This is a genomic window from Gordonia jacobaea (assembly GCF_965344965.1).
Taxonomy (GTDB): Bacteria; Actinomycetota; Actinomycetes; order Mycobacteriales; family Mycobacteriaceae; genus Gordonia; species Gordonia jacobaea.
Genome location: NZ_CBDRLS010000003.1, coordinates 679,230 through 695,201 on the forward strand (window position 1 = coordinate 679,230; position 15,972 = coordinate 695,201).

Consider the following 15,972-nt stretch of genomic DNA (forward strand, 5'->3'; position numbering starts at 1 on the left):
GACTTCTAAGTTCAGGTCACGGCGCCATCGTCGCGAGTTCCATCTCGTCGACGAGGCGCCGTGTCTGTGCGACGTTCTCTCCGAGTGCGGTAGCGAGCGATCCGCCCGACGCCAAGCTCAGGCGGGCGGCGAAAGCCTCTCCGTCGACCTGATCATCGCGCGTATCCGGGTAACGGAAGACGCTGCTGGCCGCGCGAAGGCCGGTCCGATGGGCGGTGGAGCCGACACCTAGCGCGACCCGGTGTCGCAGCGCGGGGGCGTCACCGACATCGACGTGCAGTCCGCCCTCCCAGCGCCCGGCGGCGTCCTTGTCGCCGAATTCCGCGGAACGCCCGATCTGCACATCCTCGGCGAGGGTGAGGATCGCGTCATCGGCCATTCCGACCACGATCTCCGACCGATGATCAGCACCGGCCGCGACGACGGTCGGCTCTGGATGCAGGTGCAACCGGGCGCCTGGCCCGAGTTCGATGTGCCACGACATCGTCGAATCGACACGCCGCGTCGACGGCAGCGCGATGGTCGCGGCAACACTGCTGAGGTCGAGGTGGGCGCCCGCTTCGACGATGACGCGCACCTCGATGTCGTCACCGCCGAGCGGAGTTGCCGCCGTTCCGATGAGATGCGCTGCCTGCGAACCCGTTTGGCGCACGGCCAGTCCACCGGATGCCCGGTGTCGGAAACGCCGACCGTGCTCGACGACGATCTCGACTCTGGTGCGCATTACCCCGTCGCCACGGGGGCCGCGAGTTGCGTGCGAACCCACGCCAACACATCGGTGGCCGCCGGGTCGTCGGTCAACGAGATCATCGCGGTCGGTCGGTCGTCGCGAACCTTGGCGGCGTCGCGACGCATGACGTCGAGATCGGCATTGACCCGCTCGGCGAGGTCGGTCTTATTGATCACCAACAGATCCGAGAAAGTGACGCCCGGTCCGCCCTTGCGGGGGACCTTGTCGCCACCGGCGACGTCGATCACGAAGATCTGCACGTCGATCAAGCCGGTCGAGAAGGTTGCGGTGAGGTTGTCGCCACCGGATTCGACCAGAATCAGATCGAGCGGTGGATTCGCTGCGACCAGGTCGTCGATCGCGTCGAGATTCGCCGTGATGTCGTCGCGGATCGCGGTGTGTGGACAACCACCCGTCTGCACAGCGGTGATGCGCTCGTCGGGCAGAACGGCGTTGCGCCGCAAGAAGTCTGCGTCCTCGGTGGTGTAGATGTCGTTGGTCAGGACCGCGACGGAGAGTTCCTCACGAAGCTGGCGGCACAACGCGGCAACCAGGGCCGTCTTGCCCGAGCCGACCGGCCCGCCGACGCCGATCCGCAACGCCTCGCCCGGCTCGCGGTGACGTCGCGGACGATCGTGATCGTGGCTGTGCGGCTCTCCGTCGATGAGATGCGGTGGCATGGTGATCCTTTCGGTGACTGTGGACAGTGCGGGTTGGACTACGTGAGTTGAAAGAATTGAAAGCTAACGTCAGGACATGAAGAGTGGCATCGGTTGTCGCTCATGGCGTTCGGCGAAGACGTCGAGAACCGGATCAGACAGGTCGGCGAGACCCACCGCCGCCGACGCCGCGACACGTTCGCACTCGGGACCGAGGTCGGCGATCATGAGCGCCACGTCGGCGGGGTCGAGTGCGAGGAGTCGCTGGCCCGCCGTCGCCGAACCGCTCATCGTTGTGTACACGAGCACGAGGGCGGTGTGAAATCCCGACAAGGCGCTTGCCGCACCCACCGCGCCACTGATGACCGGCAGATGCGTCGTCGGCGTGTGCGAGGACCAATCCCGTTCCGGCCACATGCGTTTGGCCAATCGGAGCATTCCTCTGCCCTGAGCAATCGACGCCTTGCGAGCGGCCGCCGACGGCGTGCGGGCGTCCGTTTCCTGCAGCGCACGCTCGACGTCGAGGCCGCCGTCGGCGACCGCCGCAGCGATGGACGCAGCAACCAGACCGCTCGTGGTGACACGGCGATGGAGGAAGGACGCAAGATCGCTGACACCACGGATGAAACCGTCGGCGATGGCCTGTTCGACGCCGCCCGAGTGCACGTGCCCGCCGACGGGCAGCCGAGAATCGGCCAGCGACAACATCATTGCCAGCGGCGCGCCCGCGTAGCGCGATGGTTGGTCAGGTGAGGTCATGGGTGTGGTTCTCGAGATCGGAGCGGGAGCATGAACAACTCAGAACAGGAAATAGCGTTGTGCCATGGGCAGTTCGGTGACGGGCGGCGCATCCCACACCTCGCCGTCGACAGTGACGGTGAATGTGTCCGGATCGACGGTGATCTCCGGCCGCGCGTCGTTGTTGGTCATGTCGGCTTTTCCGATTCCGCGCGTGTCGGTGACCGGAACGAGTTTGCGGCGCACACCGATTCGCTCGGCGAGGTCGGGATCGCAGCCCGGTGCGACGAAACTGATCGACGTCGCGGCAGCCAACGGTGCGCTCGCCCCGAACATCGGACGCGGTAGTACCGGCTGCGGCGTGGGGATGGACGCGTTCGCGTCGCCCATCTGTGCCCACGCGATCGCGCCACCCTTGATGACGAGATCCGGTCGGACACCGAAGAATGCGGGATCCCAGAGCACGAGGTCGGCGAGCTTACCCGTCTCCACCGACCCGATCTCGGAGTCGAACCCGTGCGCGACGGCCGGGCAGATCGTGTACTTGGCGATGTAGCGCTGCGCGCGATTGTTGTCGGCTGCGCCGTCGCCCGGCAGTGATCCGCGTTTGCGTTTCATCACATGCGCGGTCTGCCAGGTACGCAACACCACCTCACCGATGCGACCCATCGCCTGCGAATCCGAACCGATCATCGAGATCGCCCCGAGGTCGTGGAGCAGGTCCTCCGCGGCGATCGTCGACGGTCGGATACGACTCTCGGCGAACGCGAGATCCTCGGGCACCGTCGGATTGAGGTGGTGGCAGACCATCAACATGTCGAGGTGCTCGTCGAGTGTGTTGACGGTGTGCGGGCGCGTCGGATTCGTCGAACTCGGAAGCACATTCGGAACCGATGCGACAGTGATGATGTCGGGTGCGTGCCCGCCTCCGGCGCCTTCGGTGTGATACGCGTGAATGCTGCGTCCGGCGATCGCACCGAGCGTCGACTCGACGAAGCCCGCCTCGTTGAGGGTGTCCGAGTGCAGGGCGACCTGCACCCCGGTCTCGTCGGCGACGCGCAGACACGCGTCGATCGCGGCGGGCGTACTCCCCCAGTCCTCGTGCAGTTTGAATCCCGACGCACCCGCCCGGATCTGTTCGTGCATCGCCTCGGCACTCACGGTGTTGCCCTTGCCGAGCAGCGCGATGTTCATCGGCCAGCCGTCGGTGGCGGCGAGCATCGACGCGAGGTGCCACGAACCGGGCGACACCGTGGTCGCCTTACTCCCCTCCGCCGGACCCGTGCCGCCGCCGATCAGCGTGGTGATGCCGTTGCCGAGCGCCTCGTCCATGATCTGCGGGCAGATGAAGTGGACGTGGCAGTCGATGGCGCCCGCGGTGAGGATCTTGCCGTTGCCCGCGATGATCTCGGTGGAGGCGCCGATCACCAGATCGGGATCGACACCGTCCATGGTGTCGGGGTTACCCGCCTTGCCCAGCGCGACGATCCGGCCATCGCGAATACCGACGTCCGCCTTGATGATTCCCCAGTGATCGAGGACGACCACACCGGTGATGACGGTGTCGGGGGCGCCGTCGGCGCGCGTGGCGCGACTCTGTCCCATCGACTCACGAATCACCTTGCCACCGCCGAATACCGCTTCGTCGCCCGCGAGACCCGGTCCGCCGGAACGATCTTCGGTCACCTCGATGAGCAAGTCGGTGTCGGCGAGGCGAATTCGATCGCCGGTCGTCGGACCGAACAGCTGTGCGTAACGGTCGCGTCCCAGAATTGCCATGTCAGTCAACCTTTCCAGGCGCGTCCAGCGAAATCCCGTACACCTCACGGGTTCCGCCGAGCGGTACGAGCGTCACGGTCATCTCGATGCCGGGTTCGAATCGCACCGCGGTGCCGGCGGCGATGTCGAGTCGACGGCCCCGCGCGGCGGCTCTGTCGAAATCGAGCGCCGAATTGGCTTGGGGGAAGTGCACATGACTCCCGACCTGGACGGGTCGATCACCCGAGTTCACGACGGTCAACGTCACGGGGTCGGCTCCTGCGTTGAGCTCGATGGTTCCCGGTGCGGCGATCACCTCGCCGGGGATCACCGCGGGATTGTTGTCGGACATGGCACCTCTCGTTCTGGCAGCCGTGCGGGTGTCGCCGACACGCCGAGACACGGCATCACGAACTCGGAAAACGTTGTAACCGTGCGCTTCTGCGGCGCTCTGCGCTGGGCCATCGATGCTCTGCGCTGTCGCATCGTCGTGCTCGTCAGCGTCGCGGGCGCGCGGTGGTTCATCAGGATCACCCGATCGGATGATGCACGGTGACGAGCTTCGTCCCGTCCGGGAAAGTCGCCTCCACCTGAACGTCGTGCAGCATCTCGGGCACACCGTCCATCACGTCGTCGCGAGCAAGGACTTCACGACCGGATGCCATGAGTTCGGCGACGCTGCGTCCGTCCCGCGCACCCTCGAGCACGTGATCGGTGATCAACGCGACGGCCTCGGGGTGATTCAGCTTCAGGCCCCTGCCCTGCCTGCGCCGGGCCAGTTCCGCGGCGTAGGAGATGAGCAACCGTTCTTGTTCATGTGGCGACAGCCGCACCTGAACCCCTCTTCACGACGATCCGGGGTCGACACACCCCACTGCTGGTGTGGTCATACTGCCACGCGCGCTGCGCGGCGGCGCGTCGAAGCGCCGTCACTCGTCGACGAGTGCACCGCCGGTGGCGCGCAACTGCGCGAGGCGGGTCACGGTGCACTGCGGAGCGATCGCCGTGACCTCGTCCTCGGTGAACGCGCCTGCCGCCAACCCCCGGCCGACGACCAGCGCCAACGACATCGCGGTGGCCGGCTCGTCGACGACGTCGCCGCCACGTCGCTCGAAATAGCTCTGCAGTCGAGTCACCGCGGTCGGCATCGCCGACCGGTAGAACCCGGTCACCGCGGCCCAGCGAGTGATCAGATGCCCCGGATGCATATCCCATCCCTGGTAGTAGCCACGTTCGAGTGAACGCAGCACCAGCGAATGGTGGCGCCGCAACGCCGCCGCGACCTGGGCGTCGTCGCCGGTCGGCATGACCTGCGTCGAGCCGTCACTGAGCCAGACGCCGGTCTGCGCGGCCGCGGCCTGCATGACGTTCTTGGCGTGATCTGCGACCGGGTGCGCGAGGGATTGCTGAGCCGAGACGACTCCGCATGCTGCGCTGTAGTCGTAGGTGCCGTAGTGCAGCGCGCTCAGCCGCGGGGCGCCTCGATGCACCGCCTCGGCAACCGTTGCACGACCGTCCTGGCCGAGGATCGCCTGCGGAATCTCGATTTGCAGTTCGTACCGCAACGACCCGACCGGAACGCCGTGGACGCGCTCGAACTCGGCACACAGCAGGTTCACGGCATCGACCTGCCGCACGTCGCGCAGCTTCGGCACGGTGAACACGAAACCGTCGGGGATCCCACCCGCGGCGTCGAGGACCAGTTCGAGCGTGCGCAGACCGCGGTTGCGCTCGACGACCCCGAGCCCCTTGGCCCGCACACCCGCGGACCGAGGTGCGTGGGGGCGTTGGTGAGTCCAGGCGGCGAGCACCTCACCGGCCCGACGCGCGTCGGCATCTTCGGTGGCGTCCGGACGCCACCCGTAACCGTCTTCAAGGTCGATCCTGAGGTCCTCGATCGGGTTGGTGCGTAACCGCTCGAGCACGATCGCGACCACGTCGTCGTCGGCGAGTTCACCTAGGACACCCGACGAGGCGTCGGCGATCCGAAGCGCCTCGTCGCCCCACGACCGCGGCGTCTGTTCGTCTACATCCGCAGCGCTCACGTACACCGTGTGCACCGGCTGCGGCTCGGCCCGGTCGCCGGGGTATTGGGCCGCGAGGTCGTCGTCGACGGGCGCGAGGAGCTCTTCGACCGAGCGCCGGACGTCTGCGCCCAACGTATGCCGCGACGTCACGCGCCCGCGGGCAGGTCGATGTTCTGCAGACGTACCTGCGACGTGGCCAGGAGGCGACCTGCGTCGTCGGACATCTCGACACGCCATAGCTGCTGCCGGCGTCCACGATGAATCGGCGACGACGTGGCGGTGACGACGCCACTGCTGACGGAACGGAGGAAGTCGGTGTTGTTGTTGACGCCGACCGCGGTCTGACCCGGCCCCTGCTTGGACAGCCACACGAAGCCACTGGTGCTGGCAACGCTTTCGGCGACTGCGCAGTAGATGCCGCCGTGCACGATGCCGAACGGCTGGTGATGTCGCGAATCGATCTCCAAAGTCGCGGTGACCGCGCCGTCGTCGTCGATGTCGGTGATCTGCAGGCCGAGCAGGGCGTCGAGACCCTTACCCGCGAACTTCGTGAAATCGTCCGTGTCGTCAACAGTCATGCGAACAAGAGTGTCACGACTCACGCGGCCGAGCATCGCTGGCCCTGTGCCGCTCCCCGGGAACCAGTAAGCCCCACATCCCGTTGGGGATGTGGGGCTTACCGCGACGTGGACCGGGGGTCTCTGCAGCCCTCAGGACTCTCGCGCGGTCCGACGTTGTGATTAACGTAGGCTAGCCTTACCAACATTGTCAAGGCACCGCGCGGGACGAGTTGGCCCCGGCGTCGAGCATGAAGAGGAAACGGCAGTAAAATGCGAAAGATGAACGGATTGGGCGACTTGGAGCGTGCGGTGATGGACTCCCTCTGGGAGAGTCCGACACCCCAGACGGTTCGCCAGGTCCACGCGGACCTGTCCCGGGATCGCTCCCTTGCCTACACCACGGTGATGACCGTGCTGCAGCGCCTGGCGAAGAAGAACCTGGTCACGCAGATCCGCGAGGACCGAGCCCACAAGTACGTCCCCACCCATCCACGCGAAGACCTCGTGGCGTCGCTGATGGTCGATGCGCTCAGCGAAGCGCACGCCCCCGGCTCTCGGCACGCGGCCCTCGTGAGCTTCGTCGGTCGAGTAGGCGCCGACGAAGCCGCAGCGCTTCGTCGTGCGCTCGATGAACTCGAAGCAGCCCGCGGAACTCAAGAGACCAGCTAGATTCGCTTCAGTACCGTTGATTTACTCGCTTTCGTTCTATGTATTTACCTGCACGACTGATTCACCCTGCTACTGATCGACCCAGCACCACAGCCCACCGCTAGGACAGCACTCGATGACCGCACTGCTCTTCGGCATCATGACGCTGGTTTTCGTCGGCCCTGCCCCTGAGGCGTTGTCGCGAGCCCAGTGGCCGATCCGTGCACCCCGAGCAGCTATGACGCTCTGGCAAGCGATCGCGCTCGCTGCCGTGCTGTCGGCGTTCAGTTGCGGTCTGGCAATCGCGGCCAATCTGCTCTCCCCCGGCCCCGACGGCACGCCGACGACGCACCCGCTGCGAGAGATCGAACGGGTCGGACTTCCGCTGTGGATTGCGTATGTCGGAGTCTTCGCGCTGACACTGCTCATCGGCGCCCGTTTGATCTTCACCATTGTTCGCGTCGGCGTACGTACCCGTGCGCGACGGGCGACACATCGCCAACTCATCGACATCCTCGACCGCTGCGACCGTTCCGATCAGTCGCATCCGCTGTTCGGTCGCGATATCCGCATGATCGATGTAGAGCAGCCGCTCGCGTACTGCCTGCCTGGTATTCGCCAGCGCGTCGTGCTGAGCGAGGGCGTCGTGGCGCGACTTTCCCGGGACGAACTCATCGCCGTCATCGCGCACGAACGTGCGCACCTCCGAGCGCGCCACGACCTCGTCCTCGAGGCGTTCATTGCGCTTCATGAAGCGTTCCCTCGCTTCGTGCGCAGTTCCTCGGCGCTCGGGTCCGTCGAGCTTCTCGTCGAGGCCCTCGCCGACGACCAGGCCGTTCGGGCGACCGCGCCGACGACACTCGGGCGTGCGCTGGTGGCCTGCGCCGACGCCGTCGCTCCACGCGGCGCGATGGCCGTCGGCGGCCCGACAACCCTGACCCGCGTTCATCGACTCCGCCACGATCGCGCGCCGATCTGGTTGGTCACAGTGGCATATTCTGGGGCGATCGCGATCCTGGTGGTACCGACGCTCGCCGTCGCGATCCCGTGGCTGACCGAACTGAGCAGGCTCGTCTCGGCTCACTGATGCTCTCGTCGGCCGCGCCGACGTGGGACACAGTCGACCTCTGCGGTTGCGACACTTCGGACGCCACAGAACACAGGACGCCTTCGAGGCAATAGGCTATTGGCATGACCAACTCCGCCACATCGTCCGCGTCATCGAAGGCCCAGATCGGAGTCACCGGGCTGGCAGTCATGGGCTCCAACATCGCCCGCAATTTCGCCCACCACGGATACACGGTGGCACTCCACAATCGCTCGATCGCCAAGACCGATGCTCTCCTCGACGAGCACGGCAGCGAGGGCAACTTCATCCGTACCGAGACGATGCAGGAGTTCGTCGACGCGTTGGAGAAGCCACGTCGCGTGCTGATCATGGTCAAGGCCGGCGACCCCACCGATGCGGTCATCGGTGAGCTGGCCGACGTGATGGAGAAGGGCGACATCATCATCGATGGCGGCAACTCCCTCTACACCGACACAATCCGTCGCGAAGCGGCGATGGCCGAACGCGGCCTGAACTTCATCGGCGCGGGCATCTCCGGCGGCGAGGAAGGTGCACTCAACGGTCCGTCGATCATGCCCGGCGGCCCCGCGGTGTCCTACGAATCGGTCGGCCCGATGCTCGAGAAGATCTCCGCGCACGTCGACGGCGAGCCCTGTTGCACCCACATCGGCCCCGACGGCAGCGGCCACTTCGTGAAGATGGTCCACAACGGCATCGAGTACGCCGACATGCAGCTAATCGGCGAGGCGTACGACCTGATGCGCCGAGGCCTCGGCATGGAGCCCGCCGAGATCGCCGACGTCTTCGCTGAGTGGAACAAGGGTGAGCTCGAGAGCTACCTGGTCGAGATCACCGCGCAGGTGCTGGCCCAGGTCGACGCGGAGACCGGGAAACCACTGGTCGACGTCGTCGTCGACCAGGCAGGCCAGAAGGGCACGGGCCGATGGACGGTGAAGGCCGCACTCGATCTCGGCATCCCGGTGACAGGAATCGCCGAGGCGGTGTTCGCCCGAGCGCTGTCGAGCGCCTCCGACCAGCGCTCTGCGGCAACGTCGCTGGCGTCGGGAACACTGGCAGAACCGCCCAAGGACAAAGAGCAGTTCATCGAGGACATCCGCCGCGCGCTCTACGCATCCAAGATGGTCGCCTACGCGCAGGGGTTCGACGAGATCAGCGCGGGCAGCCAGGAGTACGACTGGAACGTCAACCCCGGCGCGCTCGCCACGATTTGGCGCGGGGGCTGCATCATCCGCGCCAAGTTCCTGAACCGAATCCGCGACGCATACGCCGACAACAAAGATCTGCCGAGCCTGCTGCTCGCGCCGTACTTCACCGACGCCGTCGAGTCGTCACTCGACAGTTGGCGCCGAGTCGTGTCGTCGGCGACGCTGATGGGAGTGCCCGTACCGGCATTCGCCTCGTCGATCTCTTACTACGACGGATTGCGCAGCGAGCGGCTGCCTGCCGCCCTGACGCAGGGCCTGCGCGACTACTTCGGCGCCCACACCTACAAGCGCATCGACAAGCCCGGAACGTTCCACACACTCTGGGGCCAGGATCGCACCGAGGTGCAGACAGACTGAACGTCGAGGGCGAAGACCGACTGAACGCAGCGGAGCTGTCGCGGGTTCTGGTCATCTCTCCGCATCTCGACGATGCGGTGTATTCGGCCGGCGCAGCGCTGTCGGCGATGGACGACGTCGTTGTCGTGACCATGTTGGCCGGGCGGCCCGATCCGCCTCAGCACACGGAATGGGATCGCTCGACCGGCTTCGCGTCTTCGACCGAAGCACTCGACATCCGCCGAGCAGAGGACGAGAAGGCCGTCGCGACGATCGGTGGTCGCGCGGTACATCTCGATTTCCTCGACCAGCAGTACGGTGGCGCCGACCTCGGAGCGCTGAGCGGCGCGGTCTCCGAACTGGTGGAAACCCACCGACCACAGGTGGTTATCGGACCGCTCGGCATCAGGCATGCCGACCACCTGCTCGTACGTAACGCGGTTCTTGCGGCACGGGTGCCGGTTCCCCTGTGGATGTACGCGGATCTGCCGTACTGCAATTACAGCCGCAGCGACGAGATGGCCAGTCGCGACGTGTTGCGTTGGCGGGGATGCGTGCTCGACGAGGTGCATCCGGCCGCCGGGTCGATGGATCTCAAACGCGCGGCCGTTGAGTGCTACCCCACGCAGAACACGCAGTTCGACATGAACAAAATCGTTGCACCCGAACGTTTTTGGGCTGTCACCCGCAACCTCTAACAGTCACCGGATGCGCACGAGGCACGGCGGCGCGGGAGCCGCCGCAGCGTGCGGCAGAGTCCAGCGCCGACCACTGGCCTCGACTGCCGAGCTCGACCCGATCTCACTGAATGCTCAACCAGGACACGGCCGCGCGGGGTCGCTGCGTACACAACTGCGACGTCAGCGGGACGCCGCGACAATAATTGTCGCGGCCTCGCGCTGACGACCGGATTGTGTACGTAGCCCGCCGCCCCGCCACGAGCCTGCGGTCGGTCACCGGGTGCGCAGCACTCGCGCGTACGCCGATGGCGACGCCGCCATGCCGACCGCGAACGCCGCGGAGCGCAACTGGCCGCTGGCGACCAGCGGGACAACGTCGGCAAGCGACGATCGCCGGCGCGACTCCGCGATCAGAGATCGCACGATGTCGGGGTCGCCGGAGTTGGCCTGCGCGGCGCGCATCGCCATGTGCGCGGCGGGTATGAGCACCTCCCGATATCGAAACGCGCGGGCGAGCGAGCGGTTCCGACTCCCCTCCAGCCAGCTCGATCCCCACCCCGACAGCGTGTTGCGCTCGCGAAGCTCCGGGGCAAGTCGGGCCACTTCGTCGCCCATCGCGAAGACATCGGCGGTATGTGTGCAGGTGACCTGTGACGTCGACTCGGGATGCTGCCGATACCAGAGCAGCGGCTCGTCGACGAGTGCGACGCGGTCGGCGCGCAGCGCGATGCGCAGCGTTGCGGCCATGTCCTCGTAGGCTCTGCGTTCGTCCCAGGGCGCGTCGCCGAGCACCGCACGCCGGAACAAACGTGCGGGTGGATAGGCCTTCACCTTGCCCCGCATGAGCATGAGAGCGAATTCGTTGCCGTCGACAGCCCCCTGACGTGGTTGTCGCGGTTCGGCAACTCCGAGAGCCGCGCCGACCGGATCGACGAACATCGTTCGGCACGAGGCGAAGTCGGCATCTTCGCGGACCAGCGCGTCGAGCATGCGGGCGGCGAACGCGGGGTCGGCGAGGTCGTCGCTGTCGAAGAACCAGATCACGTCACCGGTTGCGGCACGCACGCCCGCGTTTCGCGCGTAGCCCGCTCCGTGATTGCGATCGAGTTCGACGACGCGGTGTTCGACATCAGCGGACGTGAGGATGCGTGTCGCCATCGCGATCGACCCGTCGTCGCCGCGGTCGTCGACCAGGACCACTTCGTCGACGGGCCGGGTTTGGCTCAAGATCGCGCGCAGGCACGGCTCGATGTACTGCGCACTTCGATACACGGGAATGACGACCGACAGGCGCGTCGGTCCGGGCGTCGGCGCCACCTTGCCCACGTCACTCCTCGTACTCAGTCACTTCACAGCGGTTTGCCAGCAAAGTTAGCCTAGCCTTGCCCGCAAGAAAAGACTCCAATCGCCCGACGCGCCGAACGGCAACAACCGGCGATCGCAGTCGAGTCCTCGCCGGGTACAGTGTGCGTACGTGCGCTTTCTCTCGGGACACTCGCCCGCATACGACCTCACGTACGACGACGTCTTCGTCGTTCCGTCACGCAGTGACGTGATCTCCCGCTTCGACGTCGACCTCGCGTCTTCTGACGGCTCCGGCACGACCATCCCCGTCGTCGTCGCGAACATGACCGCTGTCGCCGGAAAGCGAATGGCTGAAACCGTCGCCCGACGAGGCGGGCTGGTCGTGTTGCCGCAGGACCTGCCGATTCCGGCCGTGGAGTCGGGCATCGCGTTCGTCAAGTCGCGCGACCTCGTCGCCGACACCCCGGTCACGCTCGAACTCGACGATTCGGTCAGCGACGCGCTCGCACTGATCACCAAGCGTGCGCACGGCATCGTCGTGGTCGTCGACGGTGACGGACGACCCGTGGGCACCGTGGACGAGGCGGCATGTACCGACGTCGACCGCTTCACCCGACTCGGCGACGTCCTCGACCGCGGGTTCGTGTCGGTGGCCGCCGGAACGGACGTCCGGGAGGTGTTCGAGATCCTCGACGCCGCGCACCAACACGCCGCGATCATGCTCGACGGCGACGGACGACTCACCGGCGTGGTCACCCGAACGGGCGCGCTGCGCAGCGGCATCTACCGTCCCGCCGTCGACAACGAGAACCGCCTGCGCATCGCGACGGCGGTCGGCATCAACGGTGACGTCGTCGGCAAGGCGAAGGCACTCGTGGCCGCGGGTTCCGACCTCTTGGTCATCGACACGGCACACGGCCACCAGGAAAAGATGCTGTCGGCGCCCGAAGCCGTCGCTACGGCCGACCTCGGCGTCCCGTTGGCCGCCGGAAACGTCGTGTCGGCCGCGGGCACGCGCGACCTGATCAACGCCGGTGCCGACATCGTGAAGGTCGGCGTCGGGCCGGGCGCGATGTGCACGACGCGGATGATGACAGGCGTCGGACGGCCGCAGTTCTCCGCGGTCGCCGAATGTTCAACCACCGCAGCAGAACTCGGCAAGCATGTGTGGGCCGACGGAGGTGTCCGCCATCCGCGCGACGTCGCGCTGGCGATTGCCGCAGGCGCGTCGAACGTCATGATCGGGTCGTGGTTCGCGGGAACCTACGAGTCGCCGGGCGACCTCAAGCGCGACGCGTCGGGCGCGCTCTACAAGGAGAGCTTCGGGATGGCGTCCAAGCGCGCTGTGGCAGCACGCACCTCTGCCGATAGTGCTTTCGACCAGGCCCGCAAGGCACTGTTCGAGGAGGGCATCTCCAGTTCACGGATCAAACTCGACGCCGAGCGCCCGAGCGTCGAAGACCTCATCGACCACATCTGTTCCGGTGTGCGCAGCACGGCCACCTACACCGGCGCGCGATCGCTCGGTGAACTACGCGAGCGCGTGGTTCTCGGAGTGCAGTCGCCCGCAGGCTTCGCCGAGGGCAAACCGCTACCGACAGGTTGGTGAGCCCTCGCCACCGACGCCGCACCTAGAATGGTCTGCGTTGCCCACGGAGTGCACCGACTCCGTGGCGCTGTCCCCAGCCACTCGGTGCGTCATGGAGGGATCGCCTGTGCCACAGGCACCGGACGCTCTGTCTCGCCACGAAGGTGACTCGTGCAGGCGCTGATCATCGTCGCCAGCCTGATCGGCTTCATAGCGCTGACACTGGGTACCGCGATCTTCGTCGCAGCCGAGTTCTCTCTTACGGCGCTCGAACGGTCAGCTGTCGAATCCGAGGTCGCCACGCGTGGCGACCGTCGGTCACGCATTGTGCAACGCGCGCACAAGACGCTGTCGTTCCAGCTCTCCGGCGCACAGCTCGGAATCACGATAACCACGCTGATCACCGGTTATATCGCCGAACCGGTGCTCGCGCAGATCCTCGGTCCCGCGTTCCGCGCGATGGGCGTGAGCGAATCGGTCGCGTCGGTCCTCTCACTCGTATTCGCGCTGCTCATCGCGACGTCACTGTCGATGGTGCTCGGCGAGCTGGTACCGAAGAACATCGCGATCGCACGCCCGATGGCGGTGGCACGTGCCACCGCCGCTCCTCTCGCCTACTTTTCGCTGGCGTTCCGCTGGGTCATCCGCGGTCTCAACGGTGCCGCGAACTGGATCGTGCGTCGGATGGGTATCGAGCCGGCCGAGGAACTGCGGTCGGCGCGGTCGCCGTCGGAGTTCGGTTCGCTCGTGCGCAACTCGGCCAAGCAGGGGTCGATCGACCCGGAGACGGCGATGCTGGTCGATCGCTCACTCAAGTTCGGTGAACTCACCGCCGAAGATCTGATGACGCCGCGGGTCACGGTCGAATATCTCGACCGCGACGACACGATTCGCGACCTTGTGATGGCGACGTCGCGCACCGGACACTCGCGCTTCCCGATCGTCAACGACGGCGATCTCGACGACATGATCGGTGTCGTCCACATCAAACAGGCGTTCACCGTCGCACCGGAAGAACAACTCTCGACGACCCTCTCGTCGATAGCGCGCTCGGTGCCCACCGTCCCGACCACCCTCGACGGCGACGCGTTGATGGAGCAGATCCGTGCCGACGGCATGGAGGTCTGCGTCGTGATCGACGAGTACGGCGGCACGGCCGGCATCGTGACGACCGAGGATCTGATCGAAGAGATCCTCGGCGACGTCACCGACGAGCACGACGACGAGCGCGCCGACGTCCAGGTCGACGCGAACGGATATCTGCTCTCAGGGCTGCTGCGCACCGACGAGGTCGCCGACGCCACCGGCTACCGCGCTCCCGATGGTCCCTACGACACGCTTGGCGGGCTGGTGATGAACGAACTCGGTCGCATCCCGGCAGCAGGCGATTCCGTCGACCTCCCGGTGGTGGTGACCCTGCGCGACGATGACGAAGACGAATCCGACGAGGAGTTCGACACCACCCCGTGGAACGCGACTGTCGTCGCGATGGATGGCCGACGCGTCGACGTCGTACGGCTGACCCCGATCACACCAGACGACGCAACATCCGACAGTCCGGGAGCTCGCGATGAGTGACGCATGGGCAATCGTCCTCACCGTCGTGTTGCTCGCGGGCAACGCGTTCTTCGTCGGCGCCGAATTCTCCCTCATCTCGGCACGTCGCGACCGACTTGAAGCGCTCGCCGAGAGCGGAAAATCGCGAGCCCGCACCGTGATCCGCGCAGGCGAGCATCTCTCACTCATGCTCGCGGGCGCCCAGCTGGGCATCACGATCTGTTCGATCCTGCTCGGTCGCGTCGGCGAACCTGCCGTCGCACATATCCTCGAGCGTCCCCTCGACGCCGCTCACGTCCCCGAATCGCTGCTGCACCCGATCTCGTTCGCCGTGGCCCTCGGACTCGTCGCGGTGCTCCACATCCTGCTCGGCGAGATGGTGCCCAAGAACATCGCTCTCGCCGGTCCGGAACGCTCAGCCATGCTGCTCGTCCCCGTTCACCTCGGCTTCATCAAGATCGTCCGCCCGCTCATCGCGTTCTACAACTGGTTGGCGAACATCACGCTTCGCGCATTGCGTATCGAACCCAAGGACGAACTCGACTCGACGGTCTCCCCCGTCGAACTCGCCCAGATGCTCGGTGAGTCCCGCGAGGAAGGCCTGATCGACGCCGAAGAACACGAGCGCCTGACCCGCGCACTGCGCTCGGTCGCCCGCACGGTGTCGGAGGTGATGATCCCGCTCGATCGCATGCGCAGCGTCGACGTCAAGGTCGATCCGGTGACTGGCGGCGTCGGCCCAACCCTCGGGTCGGTCGAGCGGGCCGTCAGCGACACCGGTTTCTCCCGATTCCCGGTGCGCGGCCTCGACGGCACCTTCACCGGCTACCTGCACCTGAAGGACGTGCTCGACGACATCCTCGACGACAACGTCGGCCAGGAGACGATCATCGGCGTCGACAAGATCCGTCCACTTCCGGTGATCGGCATCGACACCCCTCTCGACGACGCGACGCGTGCCCTGCGCCGCACCAGTTCGCACCTCGGTGCGGTGGTCAACGACTCTGGACGCACCGTCGGCATCGTGGCGCTCGCCGACCTCGTGGAGGAATTCGTCGGCACCGTCCGCGACGAGACGCATCGGGTGTGAC

General features: G+C 66.3%; 16 protein-coding genes. 7 read left to right on the forward strand and 9 right to left on the reverse strand.

Annotated features, from left to right (window positions below):
* Window positions 1-16: 16 nt before the first annotated feature.
* From ACRVY7_RS13725 to ACRVY7_RS13760, 8 genes are all read right to left on the reverse strand, one after another.
* On the reverse strand, window positions 17-724 hold the full coding sequence (locus ACRVY7_RS13725) for an urease accessory protein UreD (RefSeq protein ID WP_431817442.1): 708 nt from the start codon (window positions 722-724) through the stop codon (window positions 17-19).
* Window positions 724-1,410, reverse strand: coding sequence for an urease accessory protein UreG (ureG, locus tag ACRVY7_RS13730; RefSeq protein ID WP_005206829.1), 687 nt, complete (start codon window positions 1,408-1,410; stop codon window positions 724-726). Before ureG ends, ACRVY7_RS13725 begins: the two co-directional genes overlap by 1 nt.
* Window positions 1,411-1,479: 69 nt before the next feature.
* Window positions 1,480-2,148: an urease accessory protein UreF gene (locus ACRVY7_RS13735; RefSeq protein ID WP_431817443.1), complete on the reverse strand. Its 669-nt coding sequence runs from the start codon at window positions 2,146-2,148 to the stop codon at window positions 1,480-1,482.
* Between the two features lie 39 nt (window positions 2,149-2,187).
* Window positions 2,188-3,906: an urease subunit alpha gene (locus tag ACRVY7_RS13740; protein ID WP_431817444.1), complete on the reverse strand. Its 1,719-nt coding sequence runs from the start codon at window positions 3,904-3,906 to the stop codon at window positions 2,188-2,190.
* Between the two features lies 1 nt (window position 3,907).
* A complete protein-coding gene (locus tag ACRVY7_RS13745; RefSeq protein ID WP_005206832.1) occupies window positions 3,908-4,237 on the reverse strand; it encodes an urease subunit beta in 330 nt (109 codons plus the stop codon).
* Between the two features lie 178 nt (window positions 4,238-4,415).
* Complete coding sequence (locus ACRVY7_RS13750) at window positions 4,416-4,718, reverse strand: urease subunit gamma (RefSeq protein ID WP_064867661.1); 303 nt, start codon at window positions 4,716-4,718, stop codon at window positions 4,416-4,418.
* Window positions 4,719-4,814: 96 nt separating this feature from the next.
* Complete coding sequence (locus tag ACRVY7_RS13755) at window positions 4,815-6,062, reverse strand: DUF6986 family protein (RefSeq protein WP_431817445.1); 1,248 nt, start codon at window positions 6,060-6,062, stop codon at window positions 4,815-4,817.
* Window positions 6,059-6,490 (reverse strand): PaaI family thioesterase, encoded by a 432-nt coding sequence (locus ACRVY7_RS13760; protein ID WP_049700679.1) that lies wholly within the window; start codon window positions 6,488-6,490, stop codon window positions 6,059-6,061. The genes ACRVY7_RS13755 and ACRVY7_RS13760 overlap by 4 nt, the downstream gene beginning before the upstream one ends.
* Window positions 6,491-6,742: 252 nt before the next feature.
* Between ACRVY7_RS13760 and ACRVY7_RS13765 the strand changes: the two genes are divergently transcribed.
* From ACRVY7_RS13765 to ACRVY7_RS13780, 4 genes are all read left to right on the forward strand, one after another.
* Window positions 6,743-7,141: a BlaI/MecI/CopY family transcriptional regulator gene (locus ACRVY7_RS13765; RefSeq protein WP_005206837.1), complete on the forward strand. Its 399-nt coding sequence runs from the start codon at window positions 6,743-6,745 to the stop codon at window positions 7,139-7,141.
* Between the two features lie 115 nt (window positions 7,142-7,256).
* Window positions 7,257-8,207: a M56 family metallopeptidase gene (locus ACRVY7_RS13770; RefSeq protein ID WP_049700681.1), complete on the forward strand. Its 951-nt coding sequence runs from the start codon at window positions 7,257-7,259 to the stop codon at window positions 8,205-8,207.
* Between the two features lie 104 nt (window positions 8,208-8,311).
* A complete protein-coding gene (gene gndA, locus ACRVY7_RS13775) occupies window positions 8,312-9,772 on the forward strand; it encodes an NADP-dependent phosphogluconate dehydrogenase (RefSeq protein WP_431817446.1) in 1,461 nt (486 codons plus the stop codon).
* Window positions 9,773-9,825: 53 nt separating this feature from the next.
* Window positions 9,826-10,449 (forward strand): PIG-L deacetylase family protein, encoded by a 624-nt coding sequence (locus ACRVY7_RS13780; protein ID WP_431817527.1) that lies wholly within the window; start codon window positions 9,826-9,828, stop codon window positions 10,447-10,449.
* A 255-nt stretch (window positions 10,450-10,704) separates the two neighbouring features.
* Here ACRVY7_RS13780 and ACRVY7_RS13785 read toward each other — a convergent pair whose 3' ends face one another.
* Window positions 10,705-11,757: a glycosyltransferase family 2 protein gene (locus ACRVY7_RS13785; RefSeq protein ID WP_431817447.1), complete on the reverse strand. Its 1,053-nt coding sequence runs from the start codon at window positions 11,755-11,757 to the stop codon at window positions 10,705-10,707.
* A 148-nt stretch (window positions 11,758-11,905) separates the two neighbouring features.
* Here ACRVY7_RS13785 and guaB1 point away from each other — a divergent pair, with 148 nt between their 5' ends.
* The 3 genes from guaB1 (at window position 11,906) to ACRVY7_RS13800 (ending at window position 15,971) form a co-directional block, all read left to right on the forward strand.
* Entirely contained in the window at window positions 11,906-13,345 is a 1,440-nt protein-coding gene (gene guaB1, locus ACRVY7_RS13790; RefSeq protein WP_431817448.1) for a GMP reductase, read from the forward strand.
* Window positions 13,346-13,495: 150 nt separating this feature from the next.
* Window positions 13,496-14,902, forward strand: coding sequence for a hemolysin family protein (locus tag ACRVY7_RS13795; RefSeq protein ID WP_049700686.1), 1,407 nt, complete (start codon window positions 13,496-13,498; stop codon window positions 14,900-14,902).
* Window positions 14,895-15,971, forward strand: a complete 1,077-nt coding sequence (locus ACRVY7_RS13800) for a hemolysin family protein (protein WP_431817449.1) — start codon at window positions 14,895-14,897, stop codon at window positions 15,969-15,971. Before ACRVY7_RS13795 ends, ACRVY7_RS13800 begins: the two co-directional genes overlap by 8 nt.
* Window position 15,972: the final 1 nt, after the last annotated feature.

What these genes read in the sequence shown, in the direction of transcription:
- ACRVY7_RS13725 (WP_431817442.1), bottom strand. Translation starts at nt 724, where the DNA reads ATGCGCACCAGAGTCGAGATCGTCGTCGAGCACGGTCGGCGTTTCCGA.
- ureG (WP_005206829.1), bottom strand. Translation starts at nt 1,410, where the DNA reads ATGCCACCGCATCTCATCGACGGAGAGCCGCACAGCCACGATCACGAT.
- ACRVY7_RS13735 (WP_431817443.1), bottom strand. Translation starts at nt 2,148, where the DNA reads ATGACCTCACCTGACCAACCATCGCGCTACGCGGGCGCGCCGCTGGCA.
- ACRVY7_RS13740 (WP_431817444.1), bottom strand. Translation starts at nt 3,906, where the DNA reads ATGGCAATTCTGGGACGCGACCGTTACGCACAGCTGTTCGGTCCGACG.
- ACRVY7_RS13745 (WP_005206832.1), bottom strand. Translation starts at nt 4,237, where the DNA reads ATGTCCGACAACAATCCCGCGGTGATCCCCGGCGAGGTGATCGCCGCA.
- ACRVY7_RS13760 (WP_049700679.1), bottom strand. Translation starts at nt 6,490, where the DNA reads ATGACTGTTGACGACACGGACGATTTCACGAAGTTCGCGGGTAAGGGT.
- ACRVY7_RS13765 (WP_005206837.1), top strand. Translation starts at nt 6,743, where the DNA reads ATGCGAAAGATGAACGGATTGGGCGACTTGGAGCGTGCGGTGATGGAC.
- ACRVY7_RS13770 (WP_049700681.1), top strand. Translation starts at nt 7,257, where the DNA reads ATGACCGCACTGCTCTTCGGCATCATGACGCTGGTTTTCGTCGGCCCT.
- gndA (WP_431817446.1), top strand. Translation starts at nt 8,312, where the DNA reads ATGACCAACTCCGCCACATCGTCCGCGTCATCGAAGGCCCAGATCGGA.
- ACRVY7_RS13800 (WP_431817449.1), top strand. Translation starts at nt 14,895, where the DNA reads ATGAGTGACGCATGGGCAATCGTCCTCACCGTCGTGTTGCTCGCGGGC.